General features: G+C 46.0%; 12 protein-coding genes. 10 read left to right on the forward strand and 2 right to left on the reverse strand.

The annotated features are described in order from the left end of the window. Window positions 1–153 precede the first annotated feature (153 nt). Both V1499_RS03515 and V1499_RS03520 read left to right on the forward strand, forming a co-directional pair. Window positions 154–2,112, forward strand: a complete 1,959-nt coding sequence (locus V1499_RS03515; RefSeq protein ID WP_409273852.1) for an LTA synthase family protein — start codon at window positions 154–156, stop codon at window positions 2,110–2,112. 220 nt (window positions 2,113–2,332) lie between these two features. Further along, window positions 2,333–3,799 carry a PAS domain S-box protein gene (locus tag V1499_RS03520; RefSeq protein ID WP_409273854.1) on the forward strand — a complete coding sequence of 489 codons (1,467 nt, stop codon included), beginning with the start codon at window positions 2,333–2,335 and terminating at the stop codon, window positions 3,797–3,799. An 80-nt stretch (window positions 3,800–3,879) separates the two neighbouring features. Here the strand turns inward: V1499_RS03520 and pepF are convergent, their stop codons facing one another. Further along, on the reverse strand, window positions 3,880–5,700 hold the full coding sequence (gene pepF, locus V1499_RS03525) for an oligoendopeptidase F (protein ID WP_409273856.1): 1,821 nt from the start codon (window positions 5,698–5,700) through the stop codon (window positions 3,880–3,882). A 171-nt stretch (window positions 5,701–5,871) separates the two neighbouring features. Here pepF and V1499_RS03530 point away from each other — a divergent pair, with 171 nt between their 5' ends. Together V1499_RS03530 and V1499_RS03535 are read left to right on the forward strand one after the other, a co-directional pair. Then, window positions 5,872–6,639 (forward strand): MerR family transcriptional regulator, encoded by a 768-nt coding sequence (locus V1499_RS03530; protein ID WP_409273858.1) that lies wholly within the window; start codon window positions 5,872–5,874, stop codon window positions 6,637–6,639. 384 nt (window positions 6,640–7,023) lie between these two features. Continuing rightward, a complete protein-coding gene (locus V1499_RS03535; protein ID WP_409273860.1) occupies window positions 7,024–7,935 on the forward strand; it encodes an EamA family transporter in 912 nt (303 codons plus the stop codon). A gap of 189 nt (window positions 7,936–8,124) precedes the next feature. Here the strand turns inward: V1499_RS03535 and V1499_RS03540 are convergent, their stop codons facing one another. Further along, window positions 8,125–8,907, reverse strand: coding sequence for a YhcN/YlaJ family sporulation lipoprotein (locus tag V1499_RS03540; protein WP_409273862.1), 783 nt, complete (start codon window positions 8,905–8,907; stop codon window positions 8,125–8,127). Window positions 8,908–9,244: 337 nt separating this feature from the next. On the opposite strand from V1499_RS03540, the gene V1499_RS03545 reads away from it, so the two are divergent. From V1499_RS03545 to V1499_RS03570, 6 genes are all read left to right on the forward strand, one after another. Continuing rightward, a complete protein-coding gene (locus tag V1499_RS03545; protein ID WP_409273864.1) occupies window positions 9,245–10,258 on the forward strand; it encodes an ABC transporter ATP-binding protein in 1,014 nt (337 codons plus the stop codon). Next, a complete protein-coding gene (locus V1499_RS03550) occupies window positions 10,239–11,204 on the forward strand; it encodes an ABC transporter ATP-binding protein (RefSeq protein WP_409273866.1) in 966 nt (321 codons plus the stop codon). The genes V1499_RS03545 and V1499_RS03550 overlap by 20 nt, the downstream gene beginning before the upstream one ends. Before the next feature lie 55 nt (window positions 11,205–11,259). Next, the gene (locus V1499_RS03555) at window positions 11,260–12,879 is read left to right on the forward strand and encodes an ABC transporter substrate-binding protein (protein ID WP_409273868.1); all 1,620 of its coding nucleotides are present in this window, start codon (window positions 11,260–11,262) and stop codon (window positions 12,877–12,879) included. A 159-nt stretch (window positions 12,880–13,038) separates the two neighbouring features. Beyond that, a complete protein-coding gene (locus tag V1499_RS03560) occupies window positions 13,039–14,043 on the forward strand; it encodes an ABC transporter permease (RefSeq protein WP_409273869.1) in 1,005 nt (334 codons plus the stop codon). A gap of 17 nt (window positions 14,044–14,060) precedes the next feature. After that, the gene (locus tag V1499_RS03565) at window positions 14,061–14,960 is read left to right on the forward strand and encodes an ABC transporter permease (RefSeq protein ID WP_409273871.1); all 900 of its coding nucleotides are present in this window, start codon (window positions 14,061–14,063) and stop codon (window positions 14,958–14,960) included. 652 nt (window positions 14,961–15,612) lie between these two features. Then, on the forward strand, window positions 15,613–16,602 hold the full coding sequence (locus tag V1499_RS03570) for a nuclease-related domain-containing protein (RefSeq protein WP_409273872.1): 990 nt from the start codon (window positions 15,613–15,615) through the stop codon (window positions 16,600–16,602). The last annotated feature ends 111 nt before the right edge of the window (window positions 16,603–16,713 follow it).

A 16,713-nucleotide genomic window follows, 5' to 3' on the forward strand; every position in this document is an offset into this window, starting at 1 on the left:
ATCCCCATCTAAGCGGAAAAGAAACATTGACTGAGAAAGCTGGCCCCATCCTTTTAGCAGTAATTTTATTCTGTTTGCCCGAGTATACTTTTAAAGCAGCCAGTGCAGATAAGGAGGAACTCTGTACGGCATATGAGGCAAAGGGTGGGGAACATGGGGGAGTTTGTAAAGAGGGATGGTCTTCTTTTTTATGTATTTTTTTCACTACTATTCATGGAATTCGTTTTTAGGGAAGGGGTCTTTCAGGCAATTCAGCTCAGGGATTTTCTGCTGGCGGCCATTTTCATGCTCGGTATAGCCTTCTTCATCTATTTCATTACCTGTTTTATGGAAGGCAGGGCGGGATTTGCGGTTTCGTTTCTTTTGATTGGGCTTGTTTCCCTATTGTACGTATCGCAATTTATTTACTTCAAGTTCTTTAAAACCTTTTATACAGTCTACTCGGCCGGGAATGGCGGACAGATTGCCGAGTTTTGGAAGGACATCGGAACACTGGCATGGAAAAATGGGGTATGGCTAGCCTTATTGTTCATGCCCGCAATGCTCTTTTTATTTGTAGGGCGTTATTTATCTTTTCAAAAGCAGGACAAGTTGAACAGGATATCCATTATAACCTGCATAGTATTCGTCCAATTGGCCGGAATTGGCACGTTGAAGGCCAGTGGAAAAGGGATAAATTCAGCATATGACCTTTACTACCAAAGTAGCATGCCTCTCCTTTCGGTTGATCGGCTTGGGCTGCTCACCACGATGCGGCTTGACATGCAGAGGCAGTTGTCCGGCTGGGAGCCAAAGCTTGCCGTTTCGGTAAAAAAACCCGCAGGAGCTTCAGGAAACGGGCCCCCTTCGAAAGGCCCTTCAGGGGAAGATGACGCCCGGAACTATAATGTGATGGATATAGATTTCGCACAACTCGCGGCTAAAGAAAAGAACAATGAGTTGAAGGAAATGTATACGTATTTCAACCTGGTAGAACCGACTGAAAAAAACCGATATACAGGAAAATTCAAAGGATATAATTTAATTTTTATTACGGCTGAGAGTTTTTCGCCCTACGCTGTGAACAAGGAGATTACCCCCACTTTGTATAAGCTTGTCCATGAGGGATATAATTTCACAAACTTTTATAATCCAGTTTGGGGAGTAAGCACATCCGATGGGGAATATGTTGCTTGTACAGGGCTGATTCCGAAAAGCGGCATATGGAGCTTTAAGGCGTCAGGCCGGAATTATTTGCCCTTTACAATGGGAAACCAGCTAAAGAAACTGGGCTACGAAACAAGGGCCTACCATAACCACACGTATTCATACTACGGAAGAGACGTATCGCATCCAAATATGGGCTATGAATACAAAGCCGTCGGCAACGGGCTTGATGTGAAGGTGACTTGGCCGGAATCAGACCTTGAAATGATAGAAAAGACAGTACCGGATTATATCGGTAACGAGCCGTTCCACACCTATTACATGACAGTTAGCGGTCATATGCAATATAACTTTTCCGGGAATTATATTGCCTGGAAAAATAAAAAAAAGGTTGAAGGGGTTACTTTATCGGCTGAGGCTAAGGCTTACTTGGCCACTCAGATTGAACTAGACCGGGCGCTTGAACAATTACTCGAAAGGCTGGAAGAAAAAGGGGTAGCGGATCGTACCCTAATTGCGCTGAGTGCTGACCACTATCCATATGGACTTTCTGCTGAAACAATTGATGAATTGGCCGGACACAAAGTTGATAAAACGTTTGAACTGTACAAAAGCCCCTTCATTCTATATGCAAAAGGAATGGCGCCGGAAAAAATTGATAAGCCTGTCTCCAGCCTTGATATCATCCCAACGTTATCAAACTTACTCGGGCTCGAATACGATTCGCGCCTACTGATGGGAAGAGACATTTTTTCCAACTCGGAACCGCTGGTCATGTTTGTTGATAAAAGCTTCATAACGGACCGGGGAAAGTACAATTCTGTTACGGGGGAATTTACTCCGACAGGCAACACTTCCGTTGATGAGAAGTACATCCAATCCGTTTCGTCCATTATCCAGGCAAAATTTCATTACTCTGCGAAAATCCTTGACACTGATTTTTACAGGAAAGTATTTCAGCCATAGGTGATTTGCCTCATCGATTATAAAAAGGAAAGTGCCAAAAAACCGAGTACGGATTTTTAGGCACTTTTTATTTTTTCTATCCTCAATCGTTTATCGACAATGCGGCACCACTTTGGTTAAAATGGAATTAAATTGAATTGCTGATTATCCATAAAACGTCCCGATACCAGGCAGCCGCCTCTATGTGGATTGTAGTTTCAACTATTAGGAGGAAAGTGCCATGTCCAAAAGCTACCCTATTTTCGGCAAAAAGAACGGAATGATGAATATCGACTCCGAAAAACTGGCCGACCTGTTCTTCACCTGCACCCCGGATGGCTTTATCATTTTGGACATGGACAACCGTTTTCTACGGGTAAATCCGATGTACACGGCCATTTTTGGTTATGAGGAACATGAACTGCTTGGGAAAAATTTTGATGAATTTGGCTATCCTGGAAGGGATGCCGAAATATTGGAGCAGGTAAAGCAGGGGTTGACATTCACCAACCTTAAAACGGAAGGCTACCATAAAAACGGTACGATTCTTTATATCGCCGCCTCCTTTTCCCCTTTTAAGGATTCAAACGGGAATGTTGCGGCGGTAATAGGAATTTTCCGTGATATTACTGAATCAATAAGACTCGAAAAGGAACTGAAAAAAAGCAGGGAGCTATACAGGCTGATCATTGAAAATACGACCGACCTGATTAGTATTTTTAAAAACAACCGAAAGAAAACTTTCCTGTTTGCCTCCCCTTCGCATGAAAAGTGGTTTGGAAGGCCGCCGGAACAAATTGTGGGACGGAGCCTTTATGATTTTATTTCGGCGGAAGAAGCGGCTTCCTTTAGTATCCTTCTCCAGAAATATGAAAGGACCGGAGAGCCTATCTTATTTGAAAAAGAAATGAGGACTGTCCAGGGCGACACAATTTACCTCGAATATAATGTTTCGCCGATCTATAATGACAGCAATGAGATTGAAACGTTCCTTGCAATTGCCAGGAATATTACAGACCGTGTCCGCAATGAAGCTGCGCTAAGGAATCTTGACCGGCTTTCCATCATCGGCCAGCTTGCGGCCGGCGTTGCCCATGAAATCAGGAATCCGCTTACGTCACTGAAGGGCTTTTCGAAACTCCTTCACGGAGGAACTTCCTCGGAGAAACAAGAAGAATATCTGGAGATCATTCAAAATGAGCTTGAACGGATTGATATCATTGTGAATGAGTTCATGTCACTGGCCAAGCCCCAGGCAATTGAGTTTAAAAAGGGGCAACTGTACTCAATCATTGAAAGTACGATTAACATCCTCCAGCCGCAGGCTTTGCTCCACAATGTCCAGGTCAAGACAAATTATCCGGCTAAAAACCTCGAGTTGTTGTGCAGTCAAAACCAGTTGAAACAGGTATTTGTAAATTTCCTTAAAAATGCCATTGAAGCAATGCCGGATGGAGGAAATGTGTATATAAAGGTTAAACTCATTAAAAGCAACCGGGTCCTTATCCAGTTCAAGGACGAAGGCATTGGCATTGACCCTGAGATTATTGGGTATCTCGGGACTCCTTTTTATACGACGAAGGACAAAGGGATTGGACTCGGCCTCACTGTAAGCAATAAAATCATTCAGGAGCATGGGGGAGAGATGAAAATTGACAGCCAGGCGGGAATCGGCACGACAGTCAGCATTGAATTGGAATGCTTGTGATAAACTCTCTCAATATGTTTTAAAAGAAGAAGGCCCATGGAAAAATCCCATGGACCTTCATTTTTTTTGTTTTAACGACCTTAATGTCCATCATAAGACTTTTCAAGGTCATCAATAAGGGAGCCTACATAGGCGACTGCGTCCTTGATTGGCTGCGGAGTGGACATGTCGACGCCCGCATGGTTCATCAATTCAAGCGGCTTCATCGTACCGCCCGCGCGAAGGACCTCAAGCCAGCGGTCAACGGCAGGCTGGCCTTCTTCTTTTATAAGTTTCGCTACAGCTGTTGAGGCGGTCAAGCCGGCTGAATACGTATATGGGTAGAGTCCCATGTAGTAATGTGGCTGGCGCATCCACGTCAGGCTTGCCCCTTCATCCAGGACAACGCTGTCTCCCCAGAATTCAGAGAGGACGTCTCCCTTGATTTCGGTCAGCTTTTTCGCAGTGAGTGCTCCGCCTTTTTCGGCGAACGCATACACGCGGCGTTGGAATTCGCCTTCAAGCAGATGTGTCACGAAGTTATGGTAGTAGGTTCCAAGTAATTGCAGGATGACCCAGCGGCGCATCCGCGCATCTTCGGTTTTGTCCATTAGGTGCTGAGCAAGCAGCATCTCGTTCATCGTTGACGGCGCTTCGACAAAATACATGGAAGGACGGGTATTCATGATGCGCTGCTCTTTGTTCGCAAGGTAGAAATGGCCCGCGTGGCCGAATTCATGGGCGAGCGTGAACGCACCGCGCATATTGTTCTGCCAGGTAATTAGGATGTAAGGGTGGGCGCCGTAAGGGCTTGAGCAAAACGCCCCGGTCGACTTTCCGACGTTGTCGGCGAGATCCACCCATCTTTCTTCAAAGCCGCGGTTAATAATTTCACTGTATTCCGGCCCCATCACTTTAAGCGATTCCATGATAATCTCGCTTGCTTCTTCATAGGTCGTTTCCGGATTGAACTCAGGGTCGAAAGGAGCCTTCAGATCGCAAAATCTCAATTCATCCAGGCCTAGGACTTCCTTCTTTAATTTTGCGTAGCGGCGCATATGCGGAGCCAGCTCTTTGAAAATGATATCCAACTGGTTGTTGTACATTTCAATGGTCACTTTTTGTGGCTCAAGGAGCATATGGGTAACGGATTCATAATTCCGGAGGCGCGCAAGAGTAACTTGCTTCTTTACTTCGGTAGCATATGTTCCGGCAATTGTGTTTTTGTATTGCTTCAGTGTTTTTACAAAAGAATCATATGCTTTCCTGCGGAGATCGGTATCAGCTGAGAACTCATACCTGTTCTCAAATAAGGCAAATGAAACAGGCAATTCATTTCCGTCCTTATCCTGGATAGGCGAAAACTCCATATCGGCTAGCTTGCTCAGGTTATAAATCGTATAAGGAGCTGAATGGACCTCCCCCAGAGCAGCAAGCGTTTCCTCGGTTTCCGGTGAAAGCCGGTGCTTCTTTGTATCAAGGAGTTCTAGAAGGTTTTTCCGGAAGGCTTCAAGTCCTGGTTCCTCGTTTATGTAAGCTTCAATGGCACCTTCAGGGAGGGAAAGGATTTCGGAATCAATAAACGAAAGTGCGGCATTTACCTCTGTCCTGACCTGGGCGGCCCGGGCGGAATTTGCCTGGTTGACCGGATCCGTGCCGTCGGATGATTGGTTAAGGCTTGCATAGGTCAACACTTTGATTAGCTTCATAGCCAGGCGTTCCTGCGCGGTCAGGCATTCCAATAGAACAGATGCGCCGGTTCCAAGCTTTCCTTTATATTTTCCAAAAGCTTTCAGGTCTTCCCTTACGCTTTCAAGTTCAGCTTCCCAGGCATCCATGCCTGAAAAAAGGCTGGACAAATCCCAAGTTAATTCTTCGGGAACCTCGGATCGGGTAAGGCGTTTTTCAATTGTTTTGTTCATTTAACATCCCTCCATTTTATTTCGTGCCTCTAAACATATCTTATAATATGGGAAAGTTCTGTCAACTACTATTTGCCTTTTGAGAGAATAAAAATGGATGTATTTTTTCGAATAAGGGGGTTGACCTTTACGCAACGTTAACGTGTACAGTAATTGTAAGGAGGTGACGGTATGGAATATTCGGTCCAAAAGCTGGCAAAGCTGGCTGGCATCAGTTCAAGGACGTTAAGGTATTATGATGAAATCGGTCTACTCAAGCCGGCGAGAATCAATTCATCCGGATACAGGATTTATGGGGAGGCCGAGGTTAACAAACTGCAGCAAATCCTGTTCTACCGGGAACTTGATGTTTCCCTAGAAGCCATAAAAGAGATTTTACATTCCCCTGAATTTGACGGCATTGCAGCGCTCAAGGACCACCGTGAAAAGCTCCTTGAAAGAAGGCGCCAGCTGGATCTTTTGCTGGCAAATGTGGATAAAACGATTGAAATGGCGGAAGGAGGTACAAGGATGAACGATAAGGAGAAATTCGAAGGCTTCAAACAAAAAATGATTGAAGAAAATGAACAAAAGTATGGAACAGAAATCCGAGAAAAATATGGGGAAGAAGCGGTTGAACAATCGTATGCGAAGGTCAAGGGGATGACAGAGGAACAGCATCGCGAGGCGGAGAGGCTGGCTGAACAAATCATGCTTCTTCTGTCGGATGCCATTGCCACGGGCGGCGATCCCGCGGGTGAACTTGCACAACAAGCGGCTGGCCTGCATAAAAAATGGCTAATGCACTACTGGGGAAACTACAACGCCGAAGCCCATGCCAACCTTGCCCAAATGTATGTCGACGATGAACGGTTCCGTCAATATTATGACAAGAATCAGCCGGGAACAGCAGAATTTCTTCGCGATGCAATCCATATTTACACGGGAATGAAAAAGTAAGAGTTGTGTTGCATTCTGCATCATTCAAAGGGTCGCTGTCGATCTTTCGGGCGTTAAAAGAAGATTTAATGCCCGAACGGCTTTGGCCATCCGTTCCTTCGGGCGTTAAAAGAAGATATAAAGCCCGAATAGCGTGGGTCATCCGTTCCTTCGGGCGTTAAAAGAAGATTTAACGCCCGAACAGCTGTCGCCGGCTGGTTCTTCGGGCGTTAAAAGCAGATTTAAAGCCCGAACGGCTTTGGCCAGCGGTTCCTTCGGGCGTTAAAAGAAGATTGATTCCCTTCCTCACTCAAGACCAGTTGTTTTTAAAAAGAAATCCCTTGAAAATTCTGAATGGTTAAGAGAACATGAACCTATACAGAGGATAAAAGGGGGAAGCAACAGGTGAAGGCGGAACAATTGGCCATGCCACACGTCAGGGGGAAGGGAATTGCCCTTGTGCTTATTGGGGCGACGCTATGGGGAATATCGGGAACGGTTGCCCAATATTTATTTCAAAGGCAGGGCTTCAGTCCGGCTTGGCTTGTTGATATCAGGCTCCTTCTCGCTGGTTCAATTTTGATGGCCATTGGCGGCGTGAAGGACCCAGCCAAAATGACCGGCATTTGGAAAAGCAGGCGCGATGCCGGGGCCCTCCTTTTATTCAGTATTCTCGGAATGCTCGCGGTACAGTATACATACTTTGCGGCAATCGACCATTCAAATGCCGCGGCGGCGACAGTCTTGCAATATCTTGCCCCAACGATGATTGCAGCGTATTTGGCGATTAAGGGAAGGAAACTCCCTACCGGTTTGGAGATTTCGGCGATTATTCTCGCACTCGTGGGAACTCTTCTTCTTGTGACTAAGGGAAATATCGGGACGTTGTCGATTTCCGGCCTTGCCGTCTTTTGGGGAATCGCATCCGCGGTCACGCTTGCCTTCTATACGCTTCAGCCCAGGGAGCTACTTGCAAAATGGGGCTCCATTACCGTAACAGGATGGGGGATGGTCATAGGTGGACTATTTTTCAGTTTCATTAACCCTCCCTGGATGTTTGAAGGAACCATTTCGTTCCGATCCTTGCTTGCTGTCCTGTTCGTTGTTATTTTCGGAACGCTGCTTGCCTTCTATTGTTATTTGGAAAGCCTGAAATACATAAGCGCTTCCGAAACAAGCTTGCTCGCTTCCGTTGAGCCTCTTTCCGCGGCATTTGTATCCGTCATTTGGCTGAATGTCCCGTTTGGCTTTGAAGAATGGCTCGGAACTTTCTGCATTATCAGCACAATTGCGATTTTATCAAAAAAACGGGGTTGATTGCCTAACTTTGTAAACGGCCTAAAGACCGATCAACCGAAAAATGTTCCGACGATTGGTCATAGGAGTGACATAAGGACCGTTCGCACCAGAAAGGAACCTAACATTCGCGGTCCATAACTTATAGCCTTTTTATAATAAAATCTTCATAAAAAAGCGGGCGGCACCAATCATGCCACCCGCCCTATTTTACCTTCCAAAAATTCCGCGCATTGTTCCTGTAAAGTCGTTAAACAAGCCGTCACGATTCCTGCCATCATTTATATCATTGGCATAGCCGGTCATCGTGTCATAAAAATCAGGGTTGAAGGATATATAGACCTTATGGATGTCCCTGTCAGCCTTCCGAACCTGGTCCGCAATTTTCTGTTCAAACTTTGTATTGACACTTGTATAGTTCGGATCGCTGATAACATCCCGGTTGTTGTCGTTCCCAAAGCCGCGATTGTTATTATTTCCGTTGTTATTACCAAATTCCCCCGCCAATCCGTCTCCGTTGCCGATTCCACCAGTTCCACCCGGACCATATCCGACATCACGGTTTCCATCATTTCTATTCCCGAAAATTCCGTCATTGCCGTTCCGGTTTTTGTTTCCGGCATCGCCTTTGCCATTGATGATGCCGTCATCGCCATGCTGATTAATCCGGCCGTTGTCAAGCATATTTCCATCGTTGTTATCATTGACATTTCCGTTGTTAAACGTTCCGGCACCATTCCGCCCATTATTGTCATTCATTCGTACTGCGACATAGGCATTGTTGTTGGAAATGATAACATGGGCCCTGTCAACCTCTTTCATCCGCTCAACAGCCCGGGCCGCCCTGTCGGATACGCGAAGCTGCTGGTTGTCGCCAACATTATTAATTCTAGCCCTGTTTGTCTGCACCCTGTTATCGTTATTATCAGCGCCGCAGCCAGCCAAGCCGAGAAGCAATAAAGTTGAAAGCAATACCTTGGAACTCTTTTTCACAAAACTCACTCCTTTTTATTGTTGTTCGGGAATTAGTTTGTGTGATTGGGGTTTTCGGTATTCATTTCAGTCTTTTGGAAAAAAAAACCTCCCGCCATGGAAGGCCTTTTAAAAACCTCTCCGGTTCCATCAATTAGTTATCATATCAGCCCAATTCACCTTCCATGTAAAACCTATTATTCCATTCCATATTAAAGGGTGAATTATGTTGGGAAAATTTTTAGATGTTTGACAAATTTAGACACACATAGGAAAATCTAAATGTCATAATAGTTTATAAATTTAGTAAAATTAAAATATTCTATTAAAATTACGTAGTTAAGGCGGAGGCGGCAAAATGGAGAAAGATGCGATTTTAAAAATAAATAATTTAAAAGTGTCCTTCGAAACCGGTAAAAGGCTGCTTCCAGCCGTTGACGGCATCAGCTTTGAAGTGAAAAAGGGAGAAATACTTGGCATTGTCGGCGAGTCCGGGAGTGGAAAAAGTGTGACATCCCTAGCGGCTATGGGGTTAATCCCTTCCCCGCCAGGCAAAATAGAGCATGGGGAAATTGTTTTTGAAGGGAGAAACCTTGCTGGACTCCCGGAGAGAGAGTGGCGGAAAATCCGCGGAAATCAAATTTCAATGATTTTCCAGGAACCGATGACCTCATTAAACCCTTTATTCACAATTGGAAACCAGCTGGCCGAAGCGATCCGCCTGCATACGAACCTTTCAAAGGCGGAAGCGAAGGTGCGCTGTATGCAGTTGCTGCAATTAGTAGGAATACCGCGTGCGGAAGGCATCTTGAAGGAATACCCCCACCAGCTTTCGGGAGGAATGCGGCAGCGGGTCATGATTGCGATGGCGATGGCTTGCAACCCGAAGGTTTTGATCGCGGATGAACCTACTACCGCGCTGGATGTAACGATCCAGGCCCAGATTCTTGCCTTGATGAAGGATTTAAATGAAAAAACAGATACAACCGTTATCCTAATTACCCATGACCTCGGCGTTGTCGCGGAGATTTGTGAGCGTGTCATCGTCATGTACTCGGGACAGATTGTGGAAGAAGGCGATGTCAGGACAATTTTAAAAAACCCGAAGCATCCGTATACGCGGGGACTCCTGAAGTCGGTTCCTGACTTGAGGATGAAAAAAGATCGTCTGTACAGCATTCCCGGCAATGTGCCAAGGCCGGGTACGATTACGAATACGTGCAGATTCGCCCCCCGTTGCGCGGAGGTGTTTGGGAGATGCCTGGAAGAGACGCCAGACTTGTATAAAATGGGACAGCCAGGGCATGAAGTCCGCTGCTTTTTATATGAAACGAGTGAGAGGAGCGGGGAAAATGCAAGAGTTACTTCTTGAAGTAAACGGCCTAAAAAAATATTTCCCAATAACCGGTGGTTTGTTCGGACGGAAGGTCGGCGAGGTAAAAGCGGTCGATGATGTGTCCTTTTATGTAAGGAAGGGAGAGACACTCGGGATTGTCGGGGAGAGCGGCTGCGGAAAATCGACGACAGGCCGCCTGCTTATGCGATTGATTGAGGCAAGTGATGGGTCGATTCTTTTTGAAGATAAAGAGATTACGAGAATGACACAGTCAGAATTAAGAAAAGTGCGCAGGGACATTCAGATGGTTTTCCAAGATCCGTACGCATCCTTGAATCCACGCCATTCAGTTGAAGAAATTTTGGAAGAGCCTTTGATTGTCCATGGAATTGGTTCGAGGGAGGAACGGAGGAAACTGGTGAAGGAAATGCTCGAGGTCGTTGGGCTGAGCAGCTTTCACGCCAGGCGCTACCCGCACCAGTTCAGCGGCGGGCAAAGGCAGCGGATCGGCATCGCGAAGGCGCTTATGACAAAACCAAAACTAATTATTGCAGATGAGCCGGTTTCCGCCTTGGATGTTTCAATCCAGGCGCAAGTATTGAATTTAATGAAAGATATCCAAAAAGAATTCGGCCTTACATATATATTTATTGCGCATGACTTGGGAGTCGTCCGCCATATCAGTGACAGGGTCGGGGTGATGTACCTTGGCCGCCTTATTGAACTCGCGGGAAGCGAGGAATTGTACGAAAATCCGATGCACCCGTATACGAAGGCACTTTTGTCCGCCGTACCGGTTCCGGATCCGGATTTGAAGAAAGAAACCATTTTGATTGAAGGGGAGTTGCCAAGCCCCGCCAATCCTCCGTCCGGCTGCGCGTTCCATACAAGATGTTCGGCCTGTATGGAAGTTTGCACAAGAGTCCGGCCGGAAGGTATTAAGAATGATGGTCATTACGTTGCATGCCACCTTTATGGCTAAGGAAATGCGGCGGGAGTGATAAATTTAAAATTAGAAAACGGGGGTAAAAAAGGCTATGAACAAAAATCTTAAGGTGCTCTTGATTGCGCTGCTGGCGGTTGGGTTGTTGCTGGCTGGCTGCAGCAGCGGGGGAGGAACAAAGAAATCCTCAAGCGGGAAAAATCAATCCTCGGGAGATACCGGGCCAAAGCAGGATACGCTGGTTTATGCGCGCGGCGGAGACTCGGTAACGCTTGACCCGATTACAACAACGGAAGGCGAGACCTTCAAAGTAACGGAAAATATTTATGATACCCTGGTCAGCTTCGGCGACAGCGATACATCCACTCAGCCTGGATTGGCAGCGGACTGGAAAATATCCGATGATTCTCTTACCTATACGTTCAACCTGCAAAAAGGTGTGAAATTCCATGATGGCACTGACTTCAATGCCGAGGCGGTAAAATACAATTTTGACCGCTGGGCGGGAGGAAATGAAGACCAATTCCCTTACTATACAATGTTTGGCGGCTATAAGGGAGACGAAGGCCATGTCATCCAAGAAATTAAGGTTGTGGATGAGCATGCAATCGAGTTCATTCTAAAAAGGCCACAGGCAACCTTCCTAGTAAACCTGGCGATGTCATGCTTCGGGATTGCAAGTCCGGCGGCCCTTGAAAAGTACGGTGAAGATTACCGGAAAAACCCGGTTGGAACCGGCCCATTCAAGTTTGTTGAATGGAAAGAGAATGACACCATTACCCTTGCTAAGAATGAAAACTACTGGAGAAAAGGCTTCCCGAAATTGAACAAAGTCATTTATCGGGTTATCCCTGAAAATACTGCCCGCCTTAATGCGCTTGCCAATGGAGAAATCGATATGATGGACGGCTTGAACTATGCGGAAGTTGCCCAGGTTGAAGGCAATGAGAAACTTCAGCTGATTGAACGCCCATCCATGAACGTCGGCTACCTTGGTTTTACGACAACAAGGAAACCGTTTGACAACAAGCTTGTCCGCCAGGCGCTGAACCATGCGATCGATAAGGAGTCTATTATCGAGGCTTTCTATGCCGGTATGGCTGAGCCTGCTAAAAACCCGATGCCTCCGTCAATCAAGGGGTACAACGAAGAGATTGAAGCGTATCCTTATGATCTGGAGAAAGCAAAGGAATTGCTGAAGGAAGCTGGTTATGAGAAAGGTTTTAAAATGGAACTTTGGGCGATGCCGGTAGCGCGCCTTTATATGCCTGAAGGGCAAAAGGTCGCCGAGATTATCCAGGAAAGCTTCAGCAAAATTGGCGTCCAGGCGGAAATTAAGTCTGTTGACTGGCCAACATATCTCGACAAAGCGAAAAAAGGCGAATTTGATGCGTTCATGCTTGGATGGACAGGCGATAACGGCGATGCCGACAACTTCCTGTACACACTCCTGGATAAGGACAGCATTGGAGGAAGTAACTATTCCCGTTATGCGAATGACGAGCTTCACGATATTTTAATCCAGGCCCAATCTGAGACAGATGAGGAAAAGCGGGCGGAGCTTTACAAGCAGGCCCAGGTTATTCTCCACGAGGATGCCCCGTGGGTACCGCTTGTCCACTCAAGGCCACTTTCCGCAGCTGTTAAAGAGGTTTCCGGCTATGTTCCTCACCCAACAGGCTCTGAATCACTCATGAAAGTCGAGTTTAAATAAGTTGGCGGCTAAAAGGGGAGTTTACTCCCCTTTTGGCCTTAAATGGAGGCGTAAAGAGGTTTTACACAATGTCTAAGTTAGTTCCAAGACCGATATGAATCAGCTTGAAAGAAACAGCAAGAACCTTTTTGGAAAAAGGAAAAGAGGAGGTGCGGAAGGATGTTGACATATTCCATAAGGCGAATCGTATCACTCATTCCCGTCCTTATAGGAATGACCCTTATCGTTTTTGCAATCATACATGCTATTCCAGGGGATCCGGCCCAGGTCATTCTTGGACAAAGGGCGACTAAGGAATCGATTGAAGCGCTGACTGCCCAGCTTGGATTGGACCGGCCATGGTACATACAGTATTTTGACTATCTTAAATCCCTCTTCCAGGGGGATTTGGGAACTTCACTAAGGACAAGGGGCCCGATTAACCAGGAGATTTGGCCATATCTTGCCGCAACCGCAGAGCTGGCGTTCGCGGCGATGGTCATCGCGGTCATTATAGGGGTGAATGCAGGCATTGTTTCCGCCTGGTACTCGAATTCATGGTTTGATTACGCGGCGATGGTCATTGCGCTTGTCGGTGTGTCTATGCCCATTTTCTGGCTTGGCTTGATGGGGCAATGGCTTTTTTCAATCGAACTAGGCTGGCTTCCGACAACCGGCAGGGAAAATGTAAGGGATCCAATAACGGCAATAACGAATTTTTATTTGTTGGATACATTGCTCCAAGGGCGGTTCGACCAATTTGTTGTGGCGGTAAGGCATCTTATGTTGCCGAGTATGGCACTTGCAACCATTCCGATGGCTATCATTGCAAGGATGACAAGGTCTTCGATGCTTGAAGTTATGAAATCGGATTACATCCGTACGGCCAGGGCAAAGGGATTGCCAATGTTTTGGGTCGTCTACAAGCATTCGTTGAAAAATGCCGTCATTCCGGTAATGACGATTATCGGGCTTCAGACAGGACTTTTGCTTGGTGGCGCCATCCTGACGGAAACGATATTCGGCTGGCCCGGAATAGGACGCTATTTATACGATGCAATCAGTTATCGCGATTACCCTGTCATCCAATCCGGTATTTTGATTATTGCGGGGATTTTTGTATTGATCAATCTAATCGTTGATCTTTTATACGCGTTTGTTGATCCGCGCATCAAATACAATTGAGATAGGAGGGATAGAACGTGGCGGAACTGGCAAAACATACGGGCAAAGTGCCCCCTCAAATGGTTGAAGAGGATGTGGCATCCCCCTGGAAGGAAGCGTGGCATTCGTTCCGGAAAAACAGGCTCGCGCTCATTGGACTTTTCATTGTATTATTCTTTATTGCCATTGCTGCTTTGGCACCTTATATTGCCCCATACAGTTTCCGGGATCAGGTTCTTGCGGACAGGTTTTTGCCACCATCCGGAAAACACTGGTTCGGGACGGACGACTTTGGCAGGGATATTCTTTCAAGGGTTCTCTACGGCGCGCGGATTTCCTTATGGGTCGGCTTTTTCTCCGTTTTGGCCTCTGCGATAATCGGGACGTTTTTAGGAGTCATTGCTGGATATTATGGGCGTTGGGTGGATGGATTGATATCCCGTGTATTTGATATCCTGCTTGCTTTTCCAAGTATCCTCCTTGCAATCGCGATTGTCGCAATCCTTGGCCCGTCTCTGCGGAATGCGCTTATTGCGATTGCAGTCATCAATATTCCCAATTTCGGGAGGCTTGTCCGGTCAAAGGTACTGAGTGTAAAGCAGGAGGAGTATATCATGTCAGCAAAGGCGGTCGGGATGAAGGACAGCCGCATCCTGTTCAGGCATATCCTGCCGAACAGCATAACGCCTATCATCGTCCAGGCGACGCTTGCGATTGCCACAGCTATCATTGAAGCGGCGGCGCTAGGCTTCCTTGGATTGGGAGCGCGGCCGCCAGAACCAGAATGGGGAAGGATGCTTGCGGATTCGAAAAACTATTTAATGCATGCTCCGTGGACCTTGTTTTTCCCCGGCATGGCAATCATGCTGACGGTCCTTGGCTTTAACCTTATGGGGGACGGGCTTCGTGATGTACTTGATCCGAAAATGAAAAATTGATGCCGGAGGCCATATTAACGGCCTCCTTTTTCATGGTTAAGGAAGCTTTAATGCGATTGGGCGAAGTTTTTTTCAACAGGTTTCGTTCACAAGGGTGTTGCATGTGGGTTGCCGAAGGGCCGGCTGGATTGAAGAGCGTGTGCAGCGATTTGGGCGAGGTTTTTTCCAACAGGGTTTTCGTTCACAAGGGTGTAGCATGCGAGTTGCCGAAGGGCCAGCTATGTTGAAAAGCGTGTGCAGCAGTGATTTGGGCGAGGTTTTTTCCAACAGGGTTTTCATTCACAAATGGTTTTGCATGCGGGTTGCCGAAGAGCCAGCCAGTATAATTGGCAGATGCCCTGTTTGGAAGTGAATGGTCTTAACAAACTGGCAGTTCGTTCACCTGTTGCCACCTTGGCAGTGTGGTTAACCAAGAGGCGGCGTGCTGTAAATGTGGCGGAAAAGTGACAGTTTTCGATATCAAGGCTGAAATTTTCGATAAGTACAAAAAAGTGGGGGATAAATTCAATAAATTTTCGATAAGTGCTCCGAAACTTTCGATAACTTTTCCAAAACGCAAATCCGCAAAAATATTTCATAACTCGACCGTCAAATTCGGCATGTTTTTACAAAAAATGCTAGAATAGGAACAGATAGAAAGGAGGAAACGAGTTTGATTGCATTGGAAAGAGTAATTCCACTTATTATTTTGATGCTAGAGGCACTATTAAGGAGGCTGCCGAGCGGCCATTCAAGGAGAAAGGAGGTTGAGGAGTCGTTACGCACCCAAAAAGCGGGGTACAACGGTGAAAAATCGGTTGATTATTACCTTAATTTCCTCGACAAAGAGAAATTCATGATTTTTAAAGGATTACGCCTCAAAAACAACGGTTTCTTTTTTCAAATTGACACGCTTTTAATTACACCGTTCTTCGCGTTGATCCTGGAAATCAAGAATTGGGGCGGCGAAATCCATTTTGACAAGAATTTTTGCCAGGTTTTTCAGGAGAAGGATGGTAAAACAGCCGTATATACTAACCCGATTTCCCAAGCCAGACTGCAGACACTAAGATTAAGAGAATGGCTCAAAAAAAATAATTTCTCCGACATTCCCATCGAATTTCTGGTCGTTATGAGCAACAATTCCTCAAAGCTAAAGGCAGATACGGGTTACTACGAAGTTTTCAAAAAAGTCATTCATGAAATACGCCTGGTTGAAATAGTTTCTGAAATCGAAAAGCAGCATAAGAAAGAATATTTATCATTAAATGAATTCAAAAAGCTTAAAAAGAACATCCTCTCAAAGCACACACCACACCGTCCTGACATTCTTAAAAACTTCACTATATCCACTACAGAAATCCTTCCTGGAATCCATTGCTCCACATGCCTTTCATTTTCGATGAAGCTTCATTACGGGAGATGCCATTGCAGTCAATGCGGGAATCCCTCGGTAACGGCTCATCTGGAAGCAATTAAGGACTACTTCCTATTAATTTCACCAAATTTAACAAATTCCGAATTGAATCGATTTTTAAAGCTGGATAACGATAAAAAAGCATACTGGATCCTCACCTCCATGAATCTCCCCTATACCGGCACAAAAAGAGGCCGCGTCTACCACGAGCCCCCAAAATGGCAAGCCAACACCAAGTCCCACTAAGTGATTAAAAGTTCCCAAAATGGCAGAGAACAATATAGTAGATTGCCTTGAAAGGAGATGAAACATGCTGAATAACATGCAGGTTAAGAGATGTATTTCATCAATTTAAAG

It is taken from the genome of Neobacillus oceani (genome assembly GCF_046237595.1).
In the GTDB taxonomy this organism is placed as follows: domain Bacteria; phylum Bacillota; class Bacilli; order Bacillales; family Cytobacillaceae; genus Bacillus_D; species Bacillus_D oceani.